Below are 26,636 nucleotides of genomic sequence, written 5' to 3'. Positions count from 1 at the left end.
CCTCCGCGTTGATTAACTCAATGTATCCAATCCTATCGCCAGCCTGTGATACTGCCATGCGTCATCGAGCAGCAAAAAATAGCCAAACAGCTGATATCGATACTCGGCAGGATCGACGGACGAATGGAATGGCTTATCCAATGCCGTGGAATAAATCAATTGCCCCAGATAAAGGCCATCGGCGATCTCAACAATTTCATCGAGACAAAAACCGATCGGAACCGGCCCGCCGATCATTGGAAAGCGGTAGTGAAACTGAAATACCTTTTTCTTTTTTCCGCCGCCATTATTCATCGGTAAAATTGATTCCCGATCGTCCACACCGAGAAAAATGTAGCCTTGCCGCGCAAACGGCGACGGCCCAGCCGCCGATGCGGCTTGCAGCGCTGCATCCGGAATCCGGTAATTCATATCGATAATCCGCATCAGCGGATCCGCCGCAATGACACGTTTGCCCTGAATATTGTGGCCATCCACCCAATGCGCAGCCGCCTCATTTTCCCAAAATGCCTTGTCTTCACCGGACATACCGCGATCCCAAGCGCCGCTTTTCAAATGCTGGGCATACACACCTTCCGCACCCCAAAAGTGCGCTTTATTTTTTTCCACCAGCGTGTAATGCGGGGCGCTGGCAAGATGTGTTTTCAACGCATGCACACGCTCGGGATAGCGCTCGGCCAGATCATCGCTTTCGTCGAGCAACATGCTTAGTTTCCGCCCGGATATTTTTTCGTAGGACTTTCCCGCCCACGGAAAAATATACTTGCCGATACTGTGCCAAATCAGGTTGAGCACGTTGGGTGTACTGTGTCCCAGCGCCAGATCGCTTGCAAGACGGCCGGGGAAAAGATATTCATCGTCCGGCTTGGCGTTGGGATCAGGACAGAAGGTTTCAGCAAAGCCGCAATGCAGGTTGAGCGTTGCGCCGTGGTAATAATCGAAACCGGCCGTGCGTGTTGTTTCACCGTACCAATCCGCCGTTTCATCGCTGTCGATGCGGATGTTGTAGCCACGCGCGCCTTGTCCCTGAAATAAGCCATTTTCCACCGTTGGCGCGACGCCCCGGCGGAACAGGCGATTGAGTTTCTCGAAATGTTTCAGATTGTCTTGCGGATTGCTCTGCGCGGAAATTTCCGCGCTGATGCGTTGCAGCATTTGCAAAATCGACTCGCCCTCGCGCAGCAATTGGGTCACATCGCCATCTTCCGCGCCCTTGGTCGATTCTTCCAGAATAAAAGTGGTGAATTTACGCTTCAGCGCTTCATTCTGTTTCCAACCATCAACCCAATCGGTGATTTCCGGCCAGTGCTGCACTCCCGCCGCTGCGGCTTTCTCACCCTCGGACACGCACGCAATGGATGCCGTTTGCGCATACCCCAGCTCGTTGAAACCGGTTTCACCCGGGCGCGGGCGCAATTGCGGAAATGCATCGTCCGCATAAAATGCCTTGGCATAAGCCGGATCGATCATCAGGAAAAACCCGTTGTTCTGATAGCCGTACGGATCTTTTTCATCCATCCAGCCCATGGGGAAAATTCGTTTGATATTGTCGATCATCGAGCAGTACGGGTAGTTATCGCCGATCGATACGACATGGCCATTCGGCAAAACCAAGACTCCCAAGCTGTAATGCTGCGTGGCGAACACCAATTGACCCAAATAAATACCGTCGTCGATGCGAACGATTTCATCGATCAAGCGCGTCATGGGGTACACCGGACCGAGGTCAGGCCAGCGGTAATTGAGCTGGTACACAGCTTTACCATTCATTTCCGGAACCACGGAAGTGCCCATATTGCAAAGAAAATAGCCGCCGGTTTTACTGTACGGAATGGCTTTCTCCTTAGCCAGATTTTCCGTCAGCAGCTGGCAGTCAAATCCGCGCACATCGGGACGCATCGGCCGGTCTTTCAACTTCCATAATTGCGTCAGCGCTGGCAATCCGATCGCTTGCAGCGCATTGGGATCGGGCGGTTCACGGAAAAAATTGCGTCCGATGCGCACAGTGGCCGGATCATAACCGCTCATTGTTTTTGCATCGTTGCGGGTTTTTGCCGCCACCGTTTCGCGCGATACCGGCTCAAAGGTTTTTCCCATCCACAAACCGGTGTCGGCATACGTTGCATTCCAGGCGGTGGCCATCCATTCGATGGTGGCCATCATGGATCTTTCCTTGCCGATCAACTGGGCCGATTCCTTGAAATAATCGCTGTCGCGAATGGAAACGGGAATACCGATCATCGGTCCGCTGATAACTTCCGCACTGCCGCACTTAAATAAAGTATCGAGCTTTTTATGGATTTCCGGCCAGCGCTGACGCTGATGGTTATCCGCCAGGATGCGCTGGTACTCAGCCAGCAGCACGAAGAAACTGCCGTGATACTCGTTTTTCAGAATATCGCTTAATGCCTGAGCCAGTGATTGCTGTTCATCACTGGAACCCGTTGTGAAATTGCTACTGTTCAGAAAAGCTGTCATGGATCTTCCCCTTACTATTTGCTAGTTAAGTGAGACTGAACGGCATGCATCTACATTGACAACAAACTCATCAAACTACAATTTCATCTTACCAATCTTTGCAAAAACTTTTGTGATTATGCAAATGAACATTGATCATTATCAACAAATCCTAAGTGTTTTGTCGATAGCAATGATCTTTTTCATTGCTTTCCAAGGCTTTTCTGTTTTTTTTCCAGTCAAATAAGAAGTCTTTTTACCTTATTCTATTTTGATATATCATCACCCCTATCAGGGGATAGAAGAGTTGTTTAAAATCTGAAAATGGACAAAGACTTTTTAGAAAACCGGGAAAGGATGAGCATGCGGAATATACCGATCGACCGCGCTACGGCCATGTTGTCAGTTATTAGAGAGTTTCAACATCTGCCGCCCAAGGACATTGAAATGGTCGCAGCCGCTTGCCAATGGCACCGCTATGACGAAGGAAATGAAATCGTGCGCTATCACGATCACACCAATAGCGCATTTTTCATTGTCCAGGGTGAAATCCGCGTGATGTATCACAGCCTGTCCGGGCAGGAAGTGATCCTGTGCGATTTGCCCACCGGCGAAATGTTTGGCGAGCTGACGGCCATCGACGGCCACCCCCGCTCCGCCACGGCCATCGCCAGAACCAGCACATTGCTGGCATCGATGCCGGCGCTGGATTTCAAAGATCTGGTGTATTCCAACCGGCTGATCGCGGAAACCATATTGAAACGTTTGACCGGACAGGTCCGCCGCCTGACCGAACGTGTGTACGATTACAGCACATTGGCGGTACGTAACCGCATTCAATCGGAATTGCTGCGCCTGGCAAGAAATCACATGACTTCAACGAATGTTGCAGTCATCTCACCGTCGCCGACGCAAACCGAAATCGCCAATTTGGTCAGCACTCACCGTGAAGCGGTCTCGCGTGAACTGAACAATCTCGTCAGAAGCAACCTCATCCTGCGCCAAGGACATGATTTACATGTGCTCGATATCGCCAAGCTGACTCAAATGGTCAATGAGGCTCGCGGCAGTTTCTAACTGCCTGCACTGTTGTAACTTTCCCGGCGTACGATGCCCGATTATTTGTTAAGTTTTGCTTAAATGTGGCAAACTTCGCAGTTGAACTTATTACGGGTAATTTAATTCGTGTCTCCCTACGAGCTTTTCATTGGATTGCGCTATACGCGCGCCAAAAAACGCAACCACTTCATCTCGTTTATTTCACTGATTTCCCTGATGGGCATTACATTGGGAATGACGGCGCTGATCACCGTCATGTCGGTCATGAACGGCTTTCAGAAAGAAGTGCGCACACGCATTCTGGGTGTCGCGTCGCATGTGCAGATCGGCAGTCCGTATGGCAATTTGAGCCACTGGCAGCAAATCGCGCAAGAAGCAGCAAAACATCCTGCCGTCGAAGCCGCCGCGCCGTATGTCAGCGCACAGGGCATGCTGTCGCATAACCAAGTGGTTCAAGGCGTGATCGTGCGCGGCATTTTGCCTTCGATGGAAGATAAGGTGGCTGATTTCTCCGATTCGATGATCAGCGGCGCACTGGACAATCTGGCGCCGGGAGAATTTGGCATCGTCATCGGCATGGAACTGGCACGCATGATGGGGACATTCGTCGGCGACAAAATTGTTTTGATTTCCCCGCAAGGCCAAGTCACCCCCGCAGGCATTTTACCCAGGCTGAAGCAATTCACCGTCGTCGGTATCTTCGATGTGGGGCATTTTGAATACGATTCAGGTCTGGTCTTGATTCATATGTTCGATGCGCAAAAGCTGTATCGCATGGAAAACGACAATGTATCCGGCGTGCGTTTAAAACTGACCGACCTATTTCTAGCGCCCAAAGTCGTGCAAGAACTGCCCGCGCTGCTGAGCGTCGACAGTCATATCAGCGACTGGACCAAACAACACGCCAATTACTTCCGCGCCATCCAGATCGAAAAACGCATGCTGTCGCTGATTCTGGCGTTAATCATCGCGGTTGCGGCGTTCAATATCGTCTCGACCTTGGTGATGGCCGTGACCGATAAAGAATCCGATATCGCGATTCTGCGCACACTCGGCGCCAGCCCGCGCAGCATCATGAAAATTTTCATCGTGCAGGGAACGTTCATCGGCGTTTTCGGCACGATACTCGGCGTGACCGGCGGCATGCTGCTGGCCTACAATGTCGGTGAAGTAGTGTCATTCATTGAGAGCCTATTCAACGTGCAATTCCTGTCGCGCGAAATTTATTACATCAGCAAGATCCCAACCGATCCGCAAATGGCGGATATCACCACCGTTGCTACAACGTCGTTTATCTTGAGTTTGCTGGCCACGATTTACCCCAGCTACCGCGCGTCCAAAGTAAACCCGGCGGAGGCATTGCGCTATGAATGATGTGGTCATCTCCTGCCGCAACCTGGTTAAGCAGTTTTCGCAAGGTGATCTGGCGGTACCGGTACTGAAAGGTGTCAACCTGGATCTGCACAAGGGCGAGATGCTGGCCATCGTCGGCGCGTCAGGCTCGGGTAAAAGCACGCTGTTGCATGTGCTCGGTGGATTGGATGCGCCGAGTAGCGGCGATATCCGGATTCTCGGGCAAGACATCGCCCACATTGGCGAAGAACAACGCTGCCGCCTGCGTAACGGTTCGCTCGGTTTCATTTATCAGTTTCATCATTTGCTGCCGGAATTCAGCGCGCTGGAAAATGTCGCCATGCCGCTGCTGATCCGCCGCCTGCCGAACAAAGAAGCGTATGACCGCGCCGCCGATATGCTGAAACTGGTCGGCTTGAGCCATCGTCTGACACACACTCCCGGTGAGTTGTCCGGTGGTGAACGGCAGCGTGCCGCCGTAGCACGCGCATTGGTGACGCAACCGGCTTGTATTCTGGCAGATGAACCGACCGGCAATTTGGATCGGCAGACGGCTGAACACGTATTTGATCTGATGCTGGAGCTGAATCATAAAATCAATGCCAGTCTGGTCATCGTCACGCACGACACGCGCCTGGCCAATCGCGCTCAGCGCATCCAGCAATTGATCGACGGCGTTTTATGCGACCTGCCCGATGCATCATAATCACGTAAAAAAACCCATGATTTTCGATTTATTTTTATAACCGGCTTATGCGTACATTATTTACGTACATTATGGTTTTCCCCCAGCGTAGTGCCTTTGTGCTCGTTGCGCTGTTGATCGCCGGTATTGCCGAAGGACTGAGCCTGACTGCATTATTGCCTTTAATATCGATCGCCGTCGGCGATAGTGGATCGAACGATTCCGGCATCGGTAAGTTCATGGAAAAAGCGCTGCAAGATATCGGCATCAATCCGACGCTGGATACCATTCTGATCATCATCGTCGGTGGCATGTTTTTCAAGGGATTGGTGCTGCTGCTGGCCAATCGCCAAGTCGGTTATACCGTTGCGCATGTCGCTACCGCATTGCGCCTGGATCTGATCGAAGCCTTACTGGCCAGCCGCTGGCAATATTATCTGCGCCAGCCGGTTGGTTCGCTCGCCAATTCCATCGCTTCGGAAGCTTACCGCGCCGCGAACGGTTTCGAACACAGCGTCAATGTGCTGTCACTCATGGTGCAGGTGCTGGTGTACGCCGTCGTCGCACTGTTCATTTCATGGGAAGCGACGCTTGCCTCGCTGATTATCGGTTCCTTCCTGTTGTTTGTGCTCAACAGCTTGGTCAGCGCCACGCGCCGCGCCGGTACGAAGCAGACCCATTTGTTGCGCGATTTGCTCGCCTACCTGTCGGATGTGCTGAGTTCGGTAAAATCACTTAAAGCGATGGCGCGCGATAACGTGGCCGACGCCATTTTGCGCGAACAAACGCAGCAACTGGAAAAAGCCACTCGCCGCGAGGTAATGAACCGGGAAGCGTTAAACGCGCTGCAAGAGCCTATTCTGGCCGCTTTGACTGCCAGCGGCTTGTATCTTGCCCTGGTGGTATGGGAGTTGTCGCTGCCGGAAGTCATGCTGATGGTATTTTTGCTGACGCGTATTCTGGGCTTGTTGAACAAAACACAGCGCCGGCACCAGCAACTGGCGGCGCAAGAAAGCGCCTACTGGGCATTGCGCAAAGCCGCCGAGGGCGCGCGCGCAGCCGCCGAGAGAGCGACCGGAACACTGCAACCCACGCTGCAAAAAGGTGTGACGCTGCACCACGTACGCTTCAACTATGATCGCAAAGTAATATTCCGGGATTTGAACATCGAAATACCGGTCAATACCTTCACCGCCGTCATGGGACCTTCCGGCACCGGCAAAAGTACACTGCTGGATTTACTGTGCGGCTTGACTGAACCGCAATCCGGCGAAGTCCAAATCGATGGAATCCCGCTGCATGACATCAATCTTCGCCAATGGCGTCACATGATCGGTTACGTCTCGCAAGACACCATTTTGTTGCACGACACCATACTGAATAACATTCTGGTCGGCGAACCCACGCTCACCGCCGACGATGCCGAGCGTGCACTGCGCCAGGCCGGTGCCTGGGATTTTGTCAGTGTGCTGCCGGATGGCATGTTGACCGTAGTCGGTGAACGCGGCGGATTGCTCTCCGGTGGTCAACGCCAGCGGATTGCAATTGCCCGGGCGCTGGCGCATAGCCCATCATTCCTGATTCTGGACGAACCCACCAGCGCGCTCGATCCGGAAAGCGAACGCACCATCTGCGAAACACTGCAAAATTTAGCCAAGGATTTAACGATCATCGCGGTCTCACACCAACCGGCCGTCATCAACGCCGCCGACCGCGTGTTCATGCTCTCCAACGGCGAAGCGGAAGCGTTGTCGCAAGAAGTGCAGGTGTAATCAGACTCCGCGCGGTCTTAACAGGAACGCTAGGGAAGCTCTGAAATGGTCGATAGCTTATGTTGCAACTCCTGTAGCTCGGGTAAGCGCCGCTTATAGCCGGTTTCTTCGATCAGCCTGGCTGCTTCTGCCACATGCTGTTGCAATGAAATCCCTTCCGGCTCACCTTTTTCCAAGGGAACTCGAGGAGGACTCTCTCGCTCCGCAATCAGCAACCGCGCCATTTCCAGATGATAATCGGTCAAATGCAGCCGCATACCGCTCGGTTCGGCGATATCGTACACTTCCTGCAAATCCTGACGGGCTCGGGCGAAATCGTGATTGGGGTTGCGGGCATCGCGATACAGGGCGGCGCGGGCGAGCAGGCCAAGAGGTATGAATTCTTGCATTCCAGTCGAGCGCAAACCATCAACAGCATCATCGAGCCAGCGAGTGGCTCGCAAGAAATCCCCCTGTTGCCCATATGCACGTCCGAGGATCAGTTGATCCAGAGCAATGTCCTGCAAGCTCATTCCACCTTTACCATCAGCAGATTTAGAAAGTTTGAGAGCATATTGCGCACGCCCTATCACGTCCTTCGTCTCGCTCTGTGCTAGCAGGAAATCACAATAATGGAAGCCTTGTAGTGAATACAGACGCGGATACTGGGGCTGTCTCTCCTGCTGAATCTGTTCCCCCTCCTTAAATAACTCAAAGGCCGATGCAATTTCCCAAGCCTGAAGCAAAGCATTGGCGCGAATGATACGAGCTCCCATGCGTTGAAATAAATCCCCAGATCGGTCAGCATAATCTACACTGTGGCGGCTGGTATTGAGTGCTGCCAACACATTTCCAAGAGCAAGCTGCGCATTACTGAGATTGATAGCGTTGATGGTAGCGGATATCCATTCTTTTTGCTGAACTCGGGTATTTATACTTGCCTGCATCGGTTCCAGCGCCTCACTTAAACGACCTAGGCCGCATAAATCGAAACCGACCCAACCTAATAAGGCAGCTTGCTCATCATCCACCATATCCACAGCGGGAGTGTGCCACGGCGTAGTGAAAAAATGCACCACAGTAGCTAAGTCATCGCCGAATGCCCCAAGTTTCTTGACAATGTAAGCATCAGATTCACGTCGTACACATGGCCAGTAAACTTCATTCAGCGCCTGCTGATGCAACCCCGCCGCGCAGCCATGCGCCACAGCGCTGAACAACGGTTGCATTTCTTCCAGCGTGTCAGGTGACTCCTTACCAAACAGTTTTTGCGGCAGCACTTTGTAATATTCGTACAACCGGCTATGCGCCTGCCGCCAGGCATCGGGTTGCCCCTCCCGTAATTGTTTTCCAAAGTATTCTCGAATCAGCGGATGGCAGTCGAGCAGATCGGCGCGATTTTCGTGCATGGATAGCAAGCGGTGCTTTTCCCGCAGGTCACGAATGGCAACTTTCCAGGCTTTTTCGTCGATGTTTGCCGTCAAACCTGGAATCTGTGCTTGCCACAGTACTTGCAGCACTTCGGTTTCAATCGGGTGGTCGAATAATCCCAGCAACAGTAACAATTTGAGCTCGGGCGTGCCATCCAGCCAATTACTATAAGCCTGCATTACTTTAAAGGCGTGGCGCTCCAAATCATCGTAATCGCCGATCAGTTCAGTCAATGTGTCACGCTTGCGCACATCGTCATCCAGATAGGTATGAAGCGCGCTCCCGAGCAAGTGAAGCGCTAGTGCATGACAGCCATACTCCCTCACCGCTTTTTCCAGTTCTTTGCCGTTGCCTTGCACACCCAGTGATTGCAGCAACTTCACGCCATCGGCAACAGCAAGGTTTTGCAGATCGTGGACTTTAACGTGAGTACGATTGTTCAGTTCATGCACAGCAACACGCGTAGTAATAATGCACAGGCCGTTGTTGCGTCCGGCGAGGCTCAGCAGCAATCGCCGCATTGCCCGGTCCTTGAGTTCATTGCGCATGCCTTTACCCGCATGCTGCAACGGCTCCAATCCATCCAGCACCAGCACGAAACGCTGCTGCTGCCGCAGCAAGCTCGCCAGATAGTCACCCTTGTCTTCTTCGGTTGTAAATGAAGATAAAGAGCGAGTCGAACCAAGCATCTCAAATGCATGACTGAAAAACGGCGAGGCGGAAACTTGCTTGTCTTCGCTCGACCCTTGCGAATAAAACGACCAGGCGATCAGTGCGTCGATGTTATCCGTATGATCCAACCAATGCCGCAGCAGCTTGGTCTTACCTGTACCGCCGGGTGCAATGAACTGAATGATGCGCGTACCGTCACCTTTCCATGCTTCGTCGAGCAGTCTCAGTTCGGTTTCGCGCCCGAAGAATTCACCTTCGACGGTGGGCAAGCGATTGGAATAAATTTTGGTAGGCTGTTTTGGTATAGCAACTTGATTCAACCTTAACCGTTCGAGAATCATTTCTGCGGCACGTTGTGGTGCAAGATCATTTAGATCGACATAACCGTCAATGGAATAAAAACCAGTAATTTCCGCACTGTCAAAACGCATCGGCATAATATCCTTACTTTGCCGCTGCTTAATCAGATCCCTGATTGCCCGCCATTCCAGCCCGCACCATTTTTTACGTTCATAATCTGCACATAGGAATGGCACAACGAGCTCGGCATGCTTGTGATAAAACGACTGTAATAGCGTATCCATGTCCGGCTGTGCCAGTTCTGCTGTGTACCACTGATCATAGAAAACTTTATCTTTCCCCAGCGACTCCGCTAATACATCCGCTACCTGTGAAACAAAATTCCGATGCTCTCCGGGAAAAGACAATGCAACTAGGAAACGTTTGGTAGTCATGAACAAATTTTGGAGGAATGATTTACACAAGCATAATACCGTGTATCAACCGTATTGTCGGTCAATCAAATCATGAGCTCACCCACGTACAATTCCAAAACAAAAACGGCGAACGAAGCATATGCTTCCAATTCGCCGTTCGCTGGAAGTGACATCGACTTCCAGTTTCTTCCAAAACGCTAGAAACCATCCCCGGAGCCGGGTTTGAATTTCCAGCCGTATGCTTATTTTGCTTTTTTCAGTTCATCGCATTTAGCGATAAAGGCTTCGCGTGCAGCTTCGTCGTTCTTGAATGCTGTCAGCGATGATTCCATTCCTCTTCCTGAACAATTTTCCGAACTTGCTTCGGGAACTCCGCCGCAACCGATCAGGGCGATACTCAGGCCAATAATACAAACGATGCTAAATTTAAAATTCATTTACAGTCTTCCTCTAAAAATCTAAAAATACACTATGGCTTGATGGTTATATCCGATTTCTCAATCGTTTGGCGTTGGCCCTGCCACACGAACCTAACAGTGCAATTCTACCTGAATTCTCATGGTCTTAGTATTTCTCCGTGTCCATTTCAGGCAAAACGGAACAAAAGAAGGTATTATTTTCATCCTCGCTAGACCGCTTTTATACAACCCGTCCGAAGGCATAAGCACAAGTTCAAGGCAGTTTCCCGGAGATTATTCGCATGTCGTGGAGCTTAACGAATTGGCACCGTAACCGGATCCTTCAGCACGAGGGCATTGCCGATGCCGTCTGGCAAAAACTGATCCATCTGCGCTGTTTGAAAGGACTCAACCCCGAGGAACTGCTGCGCTTGCGCGAGTGCGCCACGTTATTTCTGCACGACAAGAAATTTTACGGCGCGCATGAATTGGAAATCACCGACGAAATGCGTGCCACGATTGCGTTGCAGGCGTGCATCCTGATTCTCAATCTGGACTTGGATTACTACCGCAACTGGAGCCAGATTATCGTGTATCCCGGCGAATTCATGCTGGATTACGACTACGAGGATGAATTCGGCATCGTGCACCATGTGCAGCACGCGGCATCGGGTGAGGCTTGGTCTGACGGGCCGGTGATTCTTTCCTGGCAAGATGCAGCGGAACCGGCCTCGCACGTGGGGGAAAACGTGGTGATCCATGAATTTGCGCACAAGATCGATATGTTGTACGAGGGCCCCAACGGTTGCCCGGAATTGCACGCCAATATGAGCGCGTATACCTGGCATGAAGTATTCAGCACGGCCTACAAGAAATTCTGCCGCCAGGTTGACCGGCAGCAGGAAACCGTCATCGATCCGTATGCGGCGGAAAGTCCGGCGGAGTTTTTCGCGGTGCTGAGCGAAGTTTTTTTTGAACTGCCGCTCGTGACGCAGGAACATTTTCCTTCCGTTTACGAGCAGCTCGCGCTGTTTTACCGCCAAGACCCGGCAAAACGCTGGCGTTGATGCAGCGCGTTTATTTCATGGGTATCGATGCGTATTGATCCACGGCGGCAAGGTCAATTTCCGCGTAGGCATGGACGACGACATCGGCTTTTCGCAATTTTTCCGGATCATAAGTGGTGGTGATCGCAATACAGCGCATCCCGGCGCTTTTTGCGGCGTCAATCCCATGCGGCGCATCTTCGATGACGACGCAATTTTCCGGCGCAGAACCAAGCTGCTGCGCGGCGTACAAAAAAATATCCGGATTCGGTTTGGAGCGGTAGCCGACTTTGTCGAGCGTATAGATTCTGTTTTCAAACAACGCCGAAAGATTGAGGTGCCGATCGACGAGTTTCAACAGTTCCTGATCCATCGCCGTTGCGACGCAGGTTTTGTAGCGGCTGCGCACGGACTCGTAGAATGGCAGGAAGCCTTCGATAAAAGCCGTTTCATGAATAAAAAGTTCGCGCACGATATCCGCGCGCTCGTGCGCCAAAGCTTCGGTATCACCCTCAAAATGGTACGCTTGCTTCATGACTTCCACACCTTCGGCCAGCGTGCGGCCGGTGAGCAACGGTTTGATCCGTTCCCGGTCATAGACAAAGCCCCGGCGCTGCAGAAAAATTGCCTGCCCCTTGTCCCAAATCGCTTCGGTATCAATGACTATGCCTTCCGCATCGAAAATGATGGTATCAATCATGGCATCGTTCTCACATTACAATCGTTCATGCAGCGCAGCTCATCGTTGGTTTTCTATTTACCCTTTTTTAATAAACCGCCGACGTTGCTGAATAGCTCGCTGAAGGTTTTCTCGCCGATGGCGCCGTATGCCAGCAGCGCCGCCAGCATCATCACGACAAAGAAGCTGAATTCGAGCAAGCCGAATTTATCGTTGAGCATCAAATAAAAGCCCAACCCTGACAGCAGCGTTACAAGCCCGATAATGACAGGACCGGTTTTCAAGCCGCCGGATCCGGCACGGGATTCGGGCGTCCGCGCGGGGAGATCGGGATATTCAGCACCGGCGTGTTTCTGCATCACCGCCAAAGCCGACAATGCTTTTGCCGTGGCCCAGGAAAATAACCGCGGTCCGTAAAAAGCGCCGGTGCTTTCATCGATCTTGTCTTTGAGGCTATGCATGGCTTCTTGCGCCAATGCGCTCTTTTTGTCGTCGATGCTTTCCGATCCCAGCAACAGCTTCATCAATAAGGTATCGGCCATCACCATGAACCCATAACCGCCGGTTTGACCATCCGTAACCTGGTTTTGGTCTATCTCCACCCATTCTTCCCGCAAGCGGATGGCTTTATCGGGATTGCGCAGCAGCCATTCGACCGCTTGTTTCTCCTGCTCCGGATACCGGCTCAAGTTATTGTTACGGGCAATTTGCAATACCAGCGCGGCATGAATGGTGTGAATGCCTTGCAATGGCCCTGGCGCGCCGAATGAGCCGCGCACTTCATCCCCGCCGTCGTGGTAGTAAGCCTCCACCAGATGTTGCAGGCTCTCCTGAATCTGCGTCTGATAAGCACCAGGGTAAGCATCGTAAGCATCGAGCAAAGCGTTCAGCGCAAAACACGTGGGCATCAGCGCATCGGGTTTACCCCGGGCATAACTCCAGCCTTTGGTGTTTTCATTTCTGCGGCCAAGCAGCCAAACCAATGCCATGCGTACCGGGTGCTCGTCGATTCCCTTGCCTGCCTTGATCAGCGCCTGAATCGCATAGGCCGTGCGCACCAAATCCGGAATATCGATGGTTTTACCGTCATCCGTGGTTAATTCCCGTGGCCATGAACCGGCATCTTGGCCATCCAATGTCTGATGCTTCAGCAAGAAATCGGCCGCGCCGCGGATCGAGCCGGTACCGGCATGACAGACACCGCTGTCGATCAGCGCGATCATCGCCTCGGCGGTATTCAGCACATTAACATGACCGCCGCGCCGTTCGCCCCATCCTCTGGATTCTTTATCTTGCTGCTGTTCCAGCCACCGGCCCGCATGATTGATAATTTCAGTGATCCGAGTCATGGAATTCCCCTTTCAATTTCTTAACCCCCGGTATATCCGGGCGCACGCATGAAGTTATTGCCGGAATGATGCCAACCCATCAATTTGCAGTATGGCAGGATGTGCGGATGCTGGGAAGTAGATCACGCGGGCGATAATTTTTACAGAAAATGCTATGAAATGACAAAATAACGGTTTGCGCACGCTCACTGAATCTTCTGGACTCACGGTGGAATATGAAAAAAACCGGTTGGACACTTATCATCGCCATGCTGGCGCTGGCTGCATACCTCAGCTTATGGCCAGTACCGGTAGAACCGGTGAGCTGGCAAGCGCCTGTTGCGCCGGGTTATACCGGAGTACATACGGTAAACAACAAGCTTGCTGGTATCCAATTAATCGATCTGGGCAATGAAACCGGGCCGGAGCACGCTGCGCTGTCGCGTGACGGCAAACTCTACGCCGCGATGGCCAGCGGCAACATTCTGCGCATGAATTCCGATGGCACCGCGCAGGAAATATTCGTCAATACCGGCGGACGCGTGCTCGGCTTCGATTTCGATGCTACCGGTAACCTGATCGCAGCCGATGCGATCAAAGGTTTGCTATCCATCGGGCCGGATCGTGCCATCACAGCTCTGGCTGATCAAGTAAGCGGTGATCCAATCCGCTATGCCAACGCCGTGACGGTCGCGGCCGACGGCAAAATCTACTTCACCGATGCTTCATCACGCTTTGCGCCCAAAGACTGGGGCGGCACCTTCACCGCCAGCATTCTCGACATCATGGAGCAATCGTCCACCGGACGCGTTCTGGAATATGATCCTGCCAGCAAAACAGCGCGCATCGTAGCCAGGGGACTAAGTTTCGCCAACGGAATCGCGCTCTCGCAGGATGAACAAACGCTGTTCGTCAACGAAACGGGCCGGTATCGCGTGTGGAAAATCACCGTAACCGCCAACGATCTCGATGTTACGCAAGGTTCGCCGCAAGCTGCCGTGCTGCTCGACAATCTGCCCGGCTACCCGGACAACCTGATGCGCGGCCTTGACGGCAGGCTCTGGCTCGGCTTCGCCAAACCGCGCAACCCGGTCATCGACGCCATGAGCGATAAGCCGTTGCTGCGCAAAATCACGCTGCGTTTGCCGCGCGCATTGTGGCCGGTCCCCAAAGCTTATGGCCACGTAATCGCATTTAACGAAGAGGGCACCGTAACCGCCGATCTGCAAGATCCCGCAGGAACCTATCCAGAAACCACCGCTGTGACCGAAACGCCCGAGCGGCTGTACATCCAAAGCCTGCATGCCAAAGGACTCGGTTGGCTGGCGCGCGAAGAATAGAAGAAACTTAAAATCAGCGCGCTAAAACATAGCGACGGTACTCGCAGTTACCGATGTGGATGTCGCGCAACTGCGCATCCGCAATGCCGCCCTCAAAATAGGCGGCAAATACCCGCAGCGTTTCTTCGTGCGCAACCACCAGCAATGTCTCATCCGGCTGCACTTTTAGCCAATCGATAAAGCGCAGCACGCGCTGCTTATGATCCAGCAACGACTCGCCGCCGTTCACGCGCGCCCGCAGCGGATCGTGACTAATCGCGGCAAAATAATCCGGCACCGGTTGGCTCTCGAACCCCGAACGGATATCCGCAAGATCCGCGTGCACTTCAATTAGCACGGCATGATAGCGATTGACGATTTCCGCCGTCTGGCGCGTACGCGGCAAGGGTGAAACGAGGATGCGCTCAAACGCCGCATCGCGCAGCTCATGCCCCACCGACTGCGCTTGCGCGATACCGGTTTCCGTCAAATACACATTCCGGTTGGGATCATCGTTACACAAACCCAAGTCATTGTAATTTGTGCGCCCGTGGCGCATGCAGTAAAAATTCATACAGCGTCTACAAAAAATTTATATCATTAATGACACTCACATAAAACATTTTATCTCTATCCTAATAGAGAGTAGTATGGAATATGCAGTTAAATGATTTTTCACAACAAAGGAGTAAGATGATGGGCTCAATCAATCAAGTTAAGCAATATTTCCATTCTTCTTTAGTTGCACTATCTCTCGGCGCTATCGCGCTATCCCCAGTGTCAGCAGCGGCAGAAACTTTTGGTAGCACCACGGACACATTGCTTCGGGGTAGTGTCGGCGGCAGTTTTCCAGGGGAATTTTATGGCGGCTCTCTGTCAGGCGGCTTTCCAGTTGTTTTGACAGAAGCAGAAGCGCGCAGCTCGGTATTGGGAGCACCCGACGATCGGTTTTTATCGCTGCCGGGCGAGCCTGGTGTTTCGGGTACAGCTTTCACCGGCGCTTATATTGAAGTAGGCTTCGGCGCTAATTTTAGCGCCAACAACATACTTAAAATCTGGGAAACTGGAGATAACGCCGAAAGTGCACAGCTATTTCTCTGGACTGACAATGGCGGCAATATACAACCGACTGTTACCACCAATGCATCCGGCGTAATCACGCTGGATCTATCCGGTTATGCGGGTATCCTGGCCGGACTGGGAGCTACGGCATTTACCAAAGTTGGCATCGGCGGCCTTGACGTATTGGGCGCCAGCCAAGGATTCGACCTCGATGCGATTTCCATTTCACCGATACCGGAACCTTCCACCTACGCGCTCTTGCTGGCTGGTATGGCAGTACTCGGCTGGAATGTGCGCCGCAACAAAATCAGTTGATTCTGTAGCGTTAAATATACTGACCTCGCAGCTTAGCGCGGGGTCAGCGAATCGAATCAATTTTCTTGAACGGGATAACCCCGCTTAGCTGAGTACAGATTGTAAGACACGCCCCCGTTACGGCCTTTTAGCCATTTGAATTCGCAACCTTGTTGGCGGTAGCGTCATGTAAGCTTCCAGAAGCATATTTGTGAAAATACTGGCGATTAAGGTTTGATACGACATACCTTTTTCCATGGCTCTTTTTTGAATTGCTACGAGATCTCTGCCGGATATTCGGATATTAATCCGCCTGTCTTTTTAAATGTTTGTGCTGCTACCTCTTCAACAAATTTTTTGCGATAACTTAAACGCAAAGTATGACAAATAGATTATCACTAATCCCCAAACACCATAAAATAGCCATGTAGTGTGGTGGGCAATTTTCGTTGCACTCACTCTACCTGACTCCGGTGGAAATTCTCGATGCAAAAGAAGATCGCCATATGCATCTTCTTCTAATTTTCTAAGTTCAGACCGCCAATGATTAAGCCAATACTCACCCGCTTTCAGCGATCGTTGCCAAAGCCATGTAAGAATCAATCCAGCCAATGATGCTCCAGATACGATTATTATTCGGTACAATGTTTGTTTATCAATGAGTGTAGGCAAAATAGGAAGAGCAAAACCGATTAAAAGCGCATTTGCTGCCAAGAAGAATTGTGCACGCGTCCAATAAATCTGCCCTTCATACGCCATATAAGCATTAACAGATGCATATCTTTGTACTGCTATCTCTGATTGCATGAGTTTCTGCTTGTTACTTCCATTAAATATATTAATCATGCCTGCTCCGTAAAATTTTTGTAGAAAAATACAACCATAAACCAGTAAATGTCTTGATATTACCCCGCCTTCCCATCCACCCTAGCACGCCAATAAATCGGCGCAAACTTAACCGCCCATAACCCAAAGCACGTTAGCCAAACCAGTGCGGCCAGCACATAGAACATCGGCGCAATCGCCGGGATGAGGTCGGCCAGAATCCGGATTACGGCGGTTGCTTGGAAGCCCAAAAACAGTAACCAAGTGAAGCGGTCGAGTTCCAGTGGCCGTCCGGAGTGGCCAAGGGTGACGCGCGAGGCCATCGCGAGGATCATGCCGGAGAAGAAACCGATGCCGATGGCGTGCAGCGGAGCAAGGCCCAAAATCAGGTTGCCGGAGGCGAAATACACCAGGCTTTGCACAGCGTACAGCAGCATCGCCACACCGAACCAAGCGAACGAGATGTGCAATACCGCCAGCAAACTCACTTTAAAGCTGCGCTGCAATCCCCAGCGGTACGACAAATACAGCGCGCACCCAGCCAGCGGGAAGTCGGCGAGCCACAGATAAGCTGTTAACTCAAAGCATTGCAGCAAACCGTGCGCGGCAATGCAGCCGAGCATCAGCCACAGCATCCAGAACGGCCGCACCATTTCGTAATTGTCGAGCACGCGGCTGGAGAAAAATGGGATCATGCGATGCGAAACGGTCAGTACAATTGGCAGCAGAAAAAACCAGATTCCGGCAACGCGCGCGCAATCGAGCGCCAGTGCGGCGCCGGTCACCAGCCAGACCAAATACGCCGCCACGCCGAGCCAGCCCATCAGCAGCGCGACGCTGGTAACTCTGGCATGGCGCTTATCTTGCGCCGGTGTCGTGAGCAGGATGCGAAACAGCACGTAAACGGCGATGCTCCATCCGGCCAGCATCAATTCCACGCCGGTGATACTGATGACTTTGTGCGTCGCCAGACCCGCATAAAACAGCACCACGCCCGCCGCCATCAATGCGCACGTGGCGACATATTCTTGCGGTTTTACTTTTTCACCGTTCATCCAGTTGGGATACGTGGTGAACAGGAAGCCGAAAATAAAAAACGGGAAAAAACCATAAATCATCAGGAATGCGTGCGCCCAGGTCGGGACGATGCTCCAAGCGGTCATCGATCCGGCGATGCCGTAACGTCCGGTCAGGTCGAATATCCACCATAATACCGTCAGCACGCCTTGCAGCGCGCCTGCCAAAAAGAGGCTGCGATGCGGTGCAGCGGCAAGATGATCGCGAACAGTTTGTAGCATAGTCATTGGGAGTCCTTGCAAAATGGTTTTTCTATCATGGATCTAACTATCTCTTTCATTATCCAATACAATTATTTCTCTTCAATCGGGTTATTTGCTATCATGCGTGTCCTGCATTGCGCAACGAATTTACATGCTCAATATTGATTTGCATTGTCACTCCACCATTTCCGATGGTGTGTTATCACCCGCTCAACTGGTTGAGCGCGCCGCCTTGCGTGGCGTCGAAACGCTGGCGTTGACCGATCACGACGATATCGCCGGACTCGCGGAAGCGCGTCAGACCGCCGAAACGAAAAGTATCACATTTATAAACGGCGTGGAAATATCCGTCAGCTGGCGCGGCCGCACTTTGCATATCGTCGGGCTGGATATTGATCCGGGTTATGCACCACTGGTTGAAGGTTTGACCGCTGTTCGCGCCGGACGCACCCAACGCGCCGAGAATATTGCCGCGGAGCTGGCAAAAATCGGCATCCACGGCAGCCTGGAAGGCGCATATGCTTATGTCGGCGTGCGCCGGTTGATCGGACGTACGCACTTTGCGCGTTTTCTGGTTGAGCAAGGCTACGCCAAGGATGTTAAGTCGGTATTTAAAAAATATCTGGTTAAAGGTAAACCGGGGTATGCGCCGCACGAATGGGCCACGCTCAGCGATGCGGTCAGCTGGATTTGCGGCAGCGGCGGCCATGCCGTGATTGCACATCCGGGCCGCTACGATCTGGGCAAAAATGTGCTCAGCGATTTGCTCGACGAATTTTGCGCACTCGGTGGATCAGGCCTCGAAGTCGTTACGTCCAGCCATACCTTGGAGCAAGCACAGCGGTTTGCCCAGCACGCCAAGGACAGAAATCTGCTGGCATCGTGCGGTTCGGACTTTCACGGGCCGGGGGAAAGCCATTTCGATCTCGGGCAGTTACCTGAATTCCCATCCGGTTGCACTCCGGTCTGGCAGCATTGGAAAAATACGGCCGCAGCCGAGCTTGCGTATTGATGTTTTGATGTGAAATTCAAATAATCCCGATACCGTTTCACTGTGGCCCAATTTTTCTCCATTCACACCGATACCCCGCATTTGCGCTTGATCAAGCAAGCGGTTGCCATCGTGCGCAGCGGCGGAATCATCGTGTATCCGACTGATTCTTGCTACGCCTTGGGTTGCCACCTCGGCGATAAAGAAGCGATGACGCGCATTCGCGCCATCCGGGAAGTGGATGAGCGGCATCATTTCACATTGGTATGCCGCAACCTAGCGGAAATCGCCACCTACGCCAAAGTCGACAACAGCCAATACCGCCTGCTCAAAGCCACAACGCCTGGCAGCTACACGTTTATTTTGCAAGCAACGCGCGAAGTACCTCGCCGCATGCAACACCCGAAACGCAACACCATCGGCCTGCGTATTCCCGATCATCCGGTGGTGCTGGCGCTGCTGGAAGAACTCGGCGAGCCGTTGCTCAGTTCCACCTTGATATTGCCGGGAGACGAGTTGCCGCTGAACGATGCGGAAGAAATCCGCGAACGCCTGGAGCATCAGGTTGAACTGGTGATGGACGCCGGTTCCTGCGGTATCGACATGACCACGGTGATCGATCTGACGACCGCGGTGCCGGAATTGATCCGGCCCGGTAAAGGCAGCCTCGAGCCGTTTGGAATCGAGCATGGATGAGATTATTCAAGGCATTGCCATTTATGCCTTGCCGGTCATTCTGGCCATCACCATGCATGAAGCGGCACACGGCTATATCGCCAAAAAATTCGGCGATCTCACGGCTTTTAACGCCGGTCGCATCAGCCTTAACCCAGCGCGGCACATCGATCCTGTCGGCACGATCATAGTACCGCTGTCGTTATTTGTTCTCAGCAAGCTGACTGTCGGCGCGGGATTTTTATTTGGCTGGGCCAAGCCGGTACCGGTTAATTTCGCCAATTTGCGCCACCCGAAGCACGATATGCTGTGGGTCGCCGCCGCCGGGCCCGGCGCCAATCTGTTGATGGCGTTTTTCTGGGCGCTGATGATCAAACTGGCGCTTGCCATGCCCGAGAGCAGCTTTGCCAAACCGTTGGCTTTGATGGGTATCGCGGGAATCGAAATCAACATCGTCCTGATGGTGCTTAATCTGCTGCCGTTGCCACCTTTGGATGGCGGCCGCATGGCCATGAGTCTGCTGCCGTACCGACTGGCTTACCAATTTTCCCGGATTGAGCCTTACGGCTTTATGATATTGCTGGTATTGTTATTCAGCGGTATTTTGAGTACCGTGATCGGACCGGTTATTCTCTGGGTTAAAATCATCATCGTATCCATTTTTGGGTTATATATTTAACAACGCTTTACATTTAGGATTTCAACATGTTTGCTGATCGCGTTTTATCAGGTATGCGCCCTACCGGCAGCCTGCATTTAGGACATTATCACGGTGTATTAAAAAATTGGGTGAAGTTGCAACAGCAATACGAATGCCTGTTTTTTGTCGCCGATTGGCATGCCTTGACAACGCATTACGACACGCCGGAAATCATCGAGCAGAATGTCTGGGACATGGTAATCGACTGGCTGGCTGCGGGTGTTGATCCATCGCAGGCGATTTTATTCATTCAATCCAAAGTCCCTGCACATGCCGAGCTGTATTTGTTGCTGTCGATGATGACACCGCTGGGTTGGCTGGAACGCGTGCCTACCTACAAAGATCAGCAAGAGAAGTTATCCGAAAAAGATCTCAGCACCTATGGTTTTCTCGGTTATCCCTTGCTGCAAAGCGCCGATATTCTGATTTACCGCGCCAACCGGGTTCCGGTCGGTGAAGATCAAGCACCGCATCTTGAATTCACGCGTGAAATCGCACGCCGCTTCAACCACATTTACGGCAAGGAACCGGGGTTTGAAGAAAAAGCCGAAGCGGCGATCAAAAAACTGGGATCGAAGAAATCCAAACTGTACACCGAGTTGCGCACGCTGTATCAGGAACAGGGCGATGAAAATGCATTGGAAGAAGCGCGTTCGTTGCTGAACGAACAACAGAATTTGAGCTTGGGTGACCGCGAACGCTTATTCGGCTACCTGGAAGGCGGCGGCAAAATGATTCTGGCCGAGCCGGAAACATTGCTGACCGAAGCTTCCAGAATGCCGGGACTGGATGGGCAAAAAATGTCCAAGTCGTATAACAACACCATCAGTCTGCGCGAAGACCCGGAAAGCATTCGCAAAAAAGTCCGCACCATGCCGACCGATCCGGCGCGCGTGCGGCGCAGCGATCCGGGCGATCCCGCCAAATGCCCGGTATGGCAATTCCACCTGGTGTATTCCGATGACAAAACCCGCGAATGGGTGCAGCGAGGATGCAAGAACGCCGAAATCGGCTGCCTGGATTGTAAAACCCCGGTGATTGACAAAATTCTCGCGGAACAAGCTCCGATGTACGAGCGCATCAAAAAATACGAAGAAGATCCGACACTGGTGCGTAACATCATCGCGGACGGCTGCGAAAAAGCCAACAAGCTGGCGGAAGAGACCATGCGCGACATCCGCGAAGCGATGGGGCTCAGTTATTCCTGATATGTTTTCCACTGATTGAAACGGTGAATCTGGTTATTGATGTTGCAGAACCCCAGCCGGTCGCTAGAATCTGCGGCGAACCGCTGCTGGAAATCCCGCAGGATTTGTATATTCCGCCGGATGCACTGGAAGTTTTTCTGGATACCTTCCAAGGCCCGCTGGACTTACTGCTGTATCTGATCCGCAAGCACAATCTGAATATTCTCGATATTCCGATGGCCGAACTCACGCAGCAATACATGACTTACGTCGAAATGATGCGCGTGGATCAACTGGAGCTGGCGGCCGAATATCTGCTGATGACCGCGCTGCTGATCGAAATTAAATCGCGCATGCTGCTGCCCAATCCCAAGACGGCTGTGGAAGAAGAACACGATCCGCGCGCCGAGCTGGTGCGGCGTTTGCTGGAGTACGAGCAAATGAAAACAGCCGCGCTGCGCTTGAATCAATTACCGCAAGCCGAGCGCGATTTCAGCATTATTCAAGTGTGGATAGAACAAAAACGAACCGAGCAATTACCCCATATCAATATGGACGATTTACGTAACGCCTGGGCGGCTATTCTGACGCGCGCCAAAGTCAACCGCCACCATCACATCAAACGCGAAACCCTATCCGTGCGTGCTTATATGAGCCAAGTGCTACGCGATCTGCGCGGGTTTGAGCAGCAGGTTGAATTTTATGACTTGTTCAGCCCCCTGGCCACCGTCGCTGAAGTCGTCGTCACTTTCCTGGCCATTCTGGAACTGGCCAAGGAGTTGCTGCTGGAAATTTCTCAATCTCCCGATAGCGGAATGATTTATGTCCGTTCAATCAATGCCGCCTGAGTATAGTCAGCCTGAAGTACAGGATTCGCTCAGCCCTGCAAAAACCAGGCAAATTCTGGAAGTAGCCTTGCTTACAACACAAGAGCCTTTACCGGTCAGCGAATTACGGAAATTATTCAATAACGAGTTAAGTGCTGCGGTCTTGGCGAATTTATTGGAGGAAATCCGCGAACAATGGCGCGATAGCGGCATAGAACTGGTCACTGTGGCCAGCGGCTGGCGCTTTCAGACCAAAGCGGAGATGCAGCCGTATTTGGAACGCTTGACGCCGCAAAAAGCACCGCGTTATTCCCGTGCGATTCTGGAAACACTCGCGATCATCGCTTACCGCCAGCCGGTGACGCGTGGCGATATCGAAGAAATACGGGGTGTCGGTGTTTCCAGCTCGATACTCAAAACACTCGTGGCACGCGGCTGGATTGAAGCGGTTGGACACCGCAATGTGCCGGGAAAACCGGAACTATTTGCCACTACAGCGCATTTTCTCGACGACTTGAATCTGCGCTCGATTGAAGAACTGCCTCCGCTGGAAGAAATGAAATCCTTGCTTGAATCCGGCAGCGAAAATGAGCATCTACCGTTGGAACAACCGGAAGCATCCGGTCATTGAGATTTTGCCGCGCGCTGCACTTCGATCAGCGCCGGTGTGAGATGCGGCGCGATCACTTGCAGCAAGTGCCCGAATATCTTGGGATTTCCGGCAATTATCTGACCGCTTTCCAATTGTGTTTCATTGCCTTCCAGATCACCGACCAACCCGCCCGCTTCAGTAATCAACAAACATCCGGCCGCCATATCCCACGGCGCCAAACCGATTTCCCAGAAACCATCGTAGCGGCCGCACGCGACATACGCCAAATCCAATGCAGCAGAACCCGGACGGCGGATTCCTGCGATACGCGGCACGAGGTCTTTCAGCATGGCAAAATACGCATCGATGTGCGTCAAATCACGAAACGGCAAGCCCGTGCCGATCAGACAATCATCCAGCTTGGTGCGTTTAGCGACGCGAATGCGGCGATCGTTCAGAAAGGCGCCGCATCCCCGGCTAGCGGTAAATAATTCATTATTCGTCGGATCGTAAACCACGGCATGACTCAATGCACCTTTATGCTTGAGTGCGATGGAAACCGAGTACTTCGGAAAACCGTGCAAGAAATTGGTCGTGCCATCCAGAGGATCGATAATCCACTGATATTCTGAATTCTTCTGATCGCCCCGGTGCCCGCTTTCTTCCGCCAGAATCGCATGATCGGGATAAGCGGTTTGCAGCACCTTGATAATAGCTTCCTCAGCCGCGCCATCGACCTCGCTGACATAATCGCTGTGCGATTTTTTCGATACATTGAGTAAATCCAGATTTTGCGATGCCTGATTGATAATACTACCGGCACGGCGCGCGGCTTTCACCGCGATGGTCAGCATGGGATGCATAGTGTTGATTCAGCTTTTACAAAAAGCGCGATTTTATTATGAATCGAACTTACTTGCTTGATTTTATAGTGCCGCGGATTGCCTAATAAAACAAATTGAATTCATTTCAGAATGACAAACCAGGATGTAAAAAACCCGCACTTCAATGCGAAGTGCGGGCTTCTTGAGAACTAAAGCTTTATGCCTTAAGCACCGATACGGCGGCGTGCTGAGAAGCCAATCAAACCTAAACCAGCCAGCAACATTGCATAGGTTTCTGGTTCTGGAACAGCCATGATGTATTCGTAGCCGATTACCTGAGATTTACCCCCGCTAGCAATATCACCTAATGCAAAAGCCAAGTTGATTGAGCTATCCGAAAAACCTTGGCTACCAGATTGTCCAGCAGCAAAAATGGTAGCAGGAGCAATCGGACTGCAGCAGCTAAACGGATCAACATACCCAGCAATGTCAACTGCCCCTGCACTGGTGGTGTTAGCCAGGGTTAACGACCATCCATCCAGACTGGTCGCTTTTACAGCAGTAGTGCCGCCAGCTCCCAGGACCTCATTTGTCGTACCAAATCCGACACCGCCTGGAATGCCTTGGTCAGGATCAACACCAACGCTCCATTGCACACCGGTAGCATCAGCACTCGTGTTGTTGGTCAATTGAATTGTAACAGCTACGTGACCGCTCGTTGGAATACTGACTGTCTCGAGCAGACTCCAGCCACTACTGCCAAGATTGGTAGTAACGGAAATGCTGCCGCCTACGCCAAAAGAAATCGTACTTAGCGGATTGGTACCGCCCACCGAATCAGCAACGGCAACAGGTCCGCTACTGTCATAGAGCGACCAGTTGGATGCAAATGTGCCATGATTAACAAATTCTCTGCCCAAGAAGCTTAAGCCGAGTGCGCCAGCAGGTGAGAAATAACCTGCGTCGGCAATTGTAGCGGAAGTTGTGCCAAAACCGCTAATCACCGTTGGTGCAGCTTGAGCCGCAGTTGCCAATGCGCCGCAAAAAGCCAGTGCTACAGCTTTTGTAATATGACTTTTCAATTCAAATTTCATAATTGTTACTCCTTATTTTTAAATTCTAAGACCACTAAATTTAATTAATTTTTCATATATATACATATATCTCCCCTTTTTTAGGGGTATGCATATTTTGTCGATAAAATGTCCTTAATGCAATAAGGATTTTGCTTATATTTTAATTTTTTTTTATTATCAAATTATCTGACATCAGAAATCATGCAAAAACAATTTATCTTCATTAGCTTATAAATAATTTAAAAAAGATATCACAAATAAAAATATTTCAAAATATCTGACAAAGATTCTATTAAAAATTTTTTATTTTCACTGTCTTAAAATCTCTTTTTTAAATTCACCCGGCAATCTTTACTGGTCATAAACAGCAAATAACACTAGCTATCCGCTTCTTTTTGCCGCTTGGCATACTGTAATTCGTTCATAGAATAACAATCATTAATTTAAGCCTTAATTGGCAACGGGTTCAGATCGATCACAAAGTCCTTTTATCCCGCCCAATACCCATCACAGAAATAATAAGAATCAGTATGACGGATAGATTACATCATAAAGTTCGCGTGCTTGTTGCAGAAAATTTTGATCTTATTCGCATTGGCTTACGCGCTTTATTCAAGGATCACACTTCCATGCATCTGGTCGCCGAGACCGGCGATATCGCAAATCTTTTTGCGCTGGTGGCAGAGCATCGTCCCGATGTGGCGCTCATTGATTGGCAGCTAAGTGAATGTGCCGATGCTGAGCACATTTGCAAATTAACGCGCTTGCACCCCCAGACCAAGGTGCTGGCATTTTCCGATTGCATCAGCGAACCGATCAATTTACTCGCATTCCATGCCGGCGCATCGGGGATTATCAGCAAGCACCAATCCACTCAAGCGCTACTGAATGCCATCAATGCAGTTCACGCGGGAGAAACCTGGTTTAACCGTGACAACACGGAACCGCAGCAACAACAGGCGCGATCCGGCCCCGATCCACTGGCAGAAGTACGCTGCAATGACAACATTTGGGCTCACCCTAAATTCAGCAACTGCGAACGCCGCATTGCCTTTCTGGCGAGTCAAGGTTTATCCGCCAAAGAAATCAGTGCGCGGCTGGATATCACGGAAAAAACTGTTCGTAACCAATTATCAGCAATCTATAGAAAAACCGGCGTCAAAAAACAAATTGAATTATGTTTAATAGCTTTTCAATTTGATCACTTCAAATAATCCTACGCAATAGGGACATTTTTTCTGATAAATTTCCGAAAATGGCATTTTCATAGGGACAAATGCCATCTATTTATCAACAGGCAGATTTGATAAAATTCATCGCCAAATTAGACAGATAGAATAATTTATCTTTATAATCTGTATAGTACATAATATATCTCGAATGAATGCGAGATTTAGTGTAATTTGTGT

At 51.4% G+C, this 26,636-nt stretch carries 24 protein-coding genes; 14 read left to right on the top strand and 10 right to left on the bottom strand.

Annotated elements, in window-relative coordinates:
- Positions 1-12: 12 nt before the first annotated feature.
- Entirely contained in the window at positions 13-2,478 is a 2,466-nt protein-coding gene (locus R2103_RS00520) for a hypothetical protein (RefSeq protein ID WP_317529640.1), read from the bottom strand.
- A gap of 342 nt (positions 2,479-2,820) precedes the next feature.
- On the opposite strand from R2103_RS00520, the gene R2103_RS00515 reads away from it, so the two are divergent.
- The 4 genes from R2103_RS00515 to R2103_RS00500 all read left to right on the top strand — a co-directional run bounded on the left by R2103_RS00515 (position 2,821) and on the right by R2103_RS00500 (position 7,326).
- The gene (locus tag R2103_RS00515; RefSeq protein ID WP_317529639.1) at positions 2,821-3,534 is read left to right on the top strand and encodes a Crp/Fnr family transcriptional regulator; all 714 of its coding nucleotides are present in this window, start codon (positions 2,821-2,823) and stop codon (positions 3,532-3,534) included.
- A 108-nt stretch (positions 3,535-3,642) separates the two neighbouring features.
- The gene (locus R2103_RS00510; protein ID WP_317529638.1) at positions 3,643-4,890 is read left to right on the top strand and encodes a lipoprotein-releasing ABC transporter permease subunit; all 1,248 of its coding nucleotides are present in this window, start codon (positions 3,643-3,645) and stop codon (positions 4,888-4,890) included.
- The gene (gene lolD / locus R2103_RS00505; RefSeq protein ID WP_317529637.1) at positions 4,883-5,575 is read left to right on the top strand and encodes a lipoprotein-releasing ABC transporter ATP-binding protein LolD; all 693 of its coding nucleotides are present in this window, start codon (positions 4,883-4,885) and stop codon (positions 5,573-5,575) included. Before R2103_RS00510 ends, lolD begins: the two co-directional genes overlap by 8 nt.
- Positions 5,576-5,622: 47 nt before the next feature.
- Positions 5,623-7,326 carry an ABC transporter ATP-binding protein gene (locus tag R2103_RS00500; RefSeq protein ID WP_317529636.1) on the top strand — a complete coding sequence of 568 codons (1,704 nt, stop codon included), beginning with the start codon at positions 5,623-5,625 and terminating at the stop codon, positions 7,324-7,326.
- A gap of 29 nt (positions 7,327-7,355) precedes the next feature.
- Here R2103_RS00500 and R2103_RS00495 read toward each other — a convergent pair whose 3' ends face one another.
- Positions 7,356-10,142, bottom strand: coding sequence for a TIR domain-containing protein (locus R2103_RS00495; protein WP_317529635.1), 2,787 nt, complete (start codon positions 10,140-10,142; stop codon positions 7,356-7,358).
- 224 nt (positions 10,143-10,366) lie between these two features.
- Positions 10,367-10,561, bottom strand: a complete 195-nt coding sequence (locus R2103_RS00490; protein ID WP_108698101.1) for an entry exclusion lipoprotein TrbK — start codon at positions 10,559-10,561, stop codon at positions 10,367-10,369.
- A gap of 263 nt (positions 10,562-10,824) precedes the next feature.
- Here R2103_RS00490 and R2103_RS00485 point away from each other — a divergent pair, with 263 nt between their 5' ends.
- On the top strand, positions 10,825-11,589 hold the full coding sequence (locus R2103_RS00485; RefSeq protein WP_317529634.1) for a zinc-dependent peptidase: 765 nt from the start codon (positions 10,825-10,827) through the stop codon (positions 11,587-11,589).
- Between the two features lie 10 nt (positions 11,590-11,599).
- Here the strand turns inward: R2103_RS00485 and R2103_RS00480 are convergent, their stop codons facing one another.
- Complete coding sequence (locus R2103_RS00480; RefSeq protein ID WP_317529633.1) at positions 11,600-12,268, bottom strand: HAD family phosphatase; 669 nt, start codon at positions 12,266-12,268, stop codon at positions 11,600-11,602.
- A gap of 53 nt (positions 12,269-12,321) precedes the next feature.
- Positions 12,322-13,596 (bottom strand): prenyltransferase/squalene oxidase repeat-containing protein, encoded by a 1,275-nt coding sequence (locus R2103_RS00475; RefSeq protein WP_317529632.1) that lies wholly within the window; start codon positions 13,594-13,596, stop codon positions 12,322-12,324.
- 215 nt (positions 13,597-13,811) lie between these two features.
- Between R2103_RS00475 and R2103_RS00470 the strand changes: the two genes are divergently transcribed.
- On the top strand, positions 13,812-14,915 hold the full coding sequence (locus R2103_RS00470) for an SMP-30/gluconolactonase/LRE family protein (protein ID WP_317529631.1): 1,104 nt from the start codon (positions 13,812-13,814) through the stop codon (positions 14,913-14,915).
- A gap of 13 nt (positions 14,916-14,928) precedes the next feature.
- Here R2103_RS00470 and R2103_RS00465 read toward each other — a convergent pair whose 3' ends face one another.
- Positions 14,929-15,468, bottom strand: a complete 540-nt coding sequence (locus R2103_RS00465; RefSeq protein ID WP_317529630.1) for a histidine phosphatase family protein — start codon at positions 15,466-15,468, stop codon at positions 14,929-14,931.
- A gap of 119 nt (positions 15,469-15,587) precedes the next feature.
- Here R2103_RS00465 and R2103_RS00460 point away from each other — a divergent pair, with 119 nt between their 5' ends.
- Positions 15,588-16,271, top strand: coding sequence for a PEP-CTERM sorting domain-containing protein (locus R2103_RS00460; protein WP_317529629.1), 684 nt, complete (start codon positions 15,588-15,590; stop codon positions 16,269-16,271).
- 324 nt (positions 16,272-16,595) lie between these two features.
- On the opposite strand, the gene R2103_RS00455 is transcribed toward R2103_RS00460, so the two are convergent.
- Positions 16,596-17,096, bottom strand: a complete 501-nt coding sequence (locus tag R2103_RS00455) for a hypothetical protein (protein WP_317529628.1) — start codon at positions 17,094-17,096, stop codon at positions 16,596-16,598.
- Between the two features lie 59 nt (positions 17,097-17,155).
- The gene (locus R2103_RS00450) at positions 17,156-18,373 is read right to left on the bottom strand and encodes an NnrS family protein (RefSeq protein ID WP_317529627.1); all 1,218 of its coding nucleotides are present in this window, start codon (positions 18,371-18,373) and stop codon (positions 17,156-17,158) included.
- A gap of 133 nt (positions 18,374-18,506) precedes the next feature.
- On the opposite strand from R2103_RS00450, the gene R2103_RS00445 reads away from it, so the two are divergent.
- From R2103_RS00445 to scpB, 6 genes are read left to right on the top strand one after another with little or no spacing between them, the layout of a single operon-like run.
- The gene (locus tag R2103_RS00445; RefSeq protein WP_317529626.1) at positions 18,507-19,367 is read left to right on the top strand and encodes a 3',5'-nucleoside bisphosphate phosphatase; all 861 of its coding nucleotides are present in this window, start codon (positions 18,507-18,509) and stop codon (positions 19,365-19,367) included.
- 42 nt (positions 19,368-19,409) lie between these two features.
- Positions 19,410-20,042 (top strand): L-threonylcarbamoyladenylate synthase, encoded by a 633-nt coding sequence (locus R2103_RS00440; RefSeq protein ID WP_317529625.1) that lies wholly within the window; start codon positions 19,410-19,412, stop codon positions 20,040-20,042.
- Positions 20,035-20,700 (top strand): site-2 protease family protein, encoded by a 666-nt coding sequence (locus tag R2103_RS00435; protein WP_317529624.1) that lies wholly within the window; start codon positions 20,035-20,037, stop codon positions 20,698-20,700. The genes R2103_RS00440 and R2103_RS00435 overlap by 8 nt, the downstream gene beginning before the upstream one ends.
- Before the next feature lie 26 nt (positions 20,701-20,726).
- Positions 20,727-21,929, top strand: coding sequence for a tryptophan--tRNA ligase (locus R2103_RS00430; RefSeq protein ID WP_317529623.1), 1,203 nt, complete (start codon positions 20,727-20,729; stop codon positions 21,927-21,929).
- A 23-nt stretch (positions 21,930-21,952) separates the two neighbouring features.
- The gene (locus R2103_RS00425; protein WP_317529622.1) at positions 21,953-22,756 is read left to right on the top strand and encodes a segregation and condensation protein A; all 804 of its coding nucleotides are present in this window, start codon (positions 21,953-21,955) and stop codon (positions 22,754-22,756) included.
- Complete coding sequence (gene scpB / locus R2103_RS00420; protein WP_317529621.1) at positions 22,731-23,366, top strand: SMC-Scp complex subunit ScpB; 636 nt, start codon at positions 22,731-22,733, stop codon at positions 23,364-23,366. Before R2103_RS00425 ends, scpB begins: the two co-directional genes overlap by 26 nt.
- On the opposite strand, the gene R2103_RS00415 is transcribed toward scpB, so the two are convergent.
- Both R2103_RS00415 and R2103_RS00410 read right to left on the bottom strand, forming a co-directional pair.
- Positions 23,360-24,190 (bottom strand): inositol monophosphatase family protein, encoded by an 831-nt coding sequence (locus tag R2103_RS00415; protein WP_090315146.1) that lies wholly within the window; start codon positions 24,188-24,190, stop codon positions 23,360-23,362. The two genes, scpB and R2103_RS00415, sit on opposite strands and share 7 nt — an antisense overlap.
- A gap of 185 nt (positions 24,191-24,375) precedes the next feature.
- Positions 24,376-25,245, bottom strand: coding sequence for a PEP-CTERM sorting domain-containing protein (locus R2103_RS00410; RefSeq protein WP_317529620.1), 870 nt, complete (start codon positions 25,243-25,245; stop codon positions 24,376-24,378).
- A gap of 512 nt (positions 25,246-25,757) precedes the next feature.
- Here R2103_RS00410 and R2103_RS00405 point away from each other — a divergent pair.
- A complete protein-coding gene (locus tag R2103_RS00405; RefSeq protein ID WP_317529619.1) occupies positions 25,758-26,441 on the top strand; it encodes a response regulator transcription factor in 684 nt (227 codons plus the stop codon).
- The last annotated feature ends 195 nt before the right edge of the window (positions 26,442-26,636 follow it).

The organism is Nitrosomonas sp. Is24 (assembly GCF_033063335.1).
Classification (GTDB): domain Bacteria; phylum Pseudomonadota; class Gammaproteobacteria; order Burkholderiales; family Nitrosomonadaceae; genus Nitrosomonas.
The sequence above is the reverse complement of the archived record's forward strand: the minus strand, read 5'-3'. Positions and strand labels throughout refer to the sequence as shown.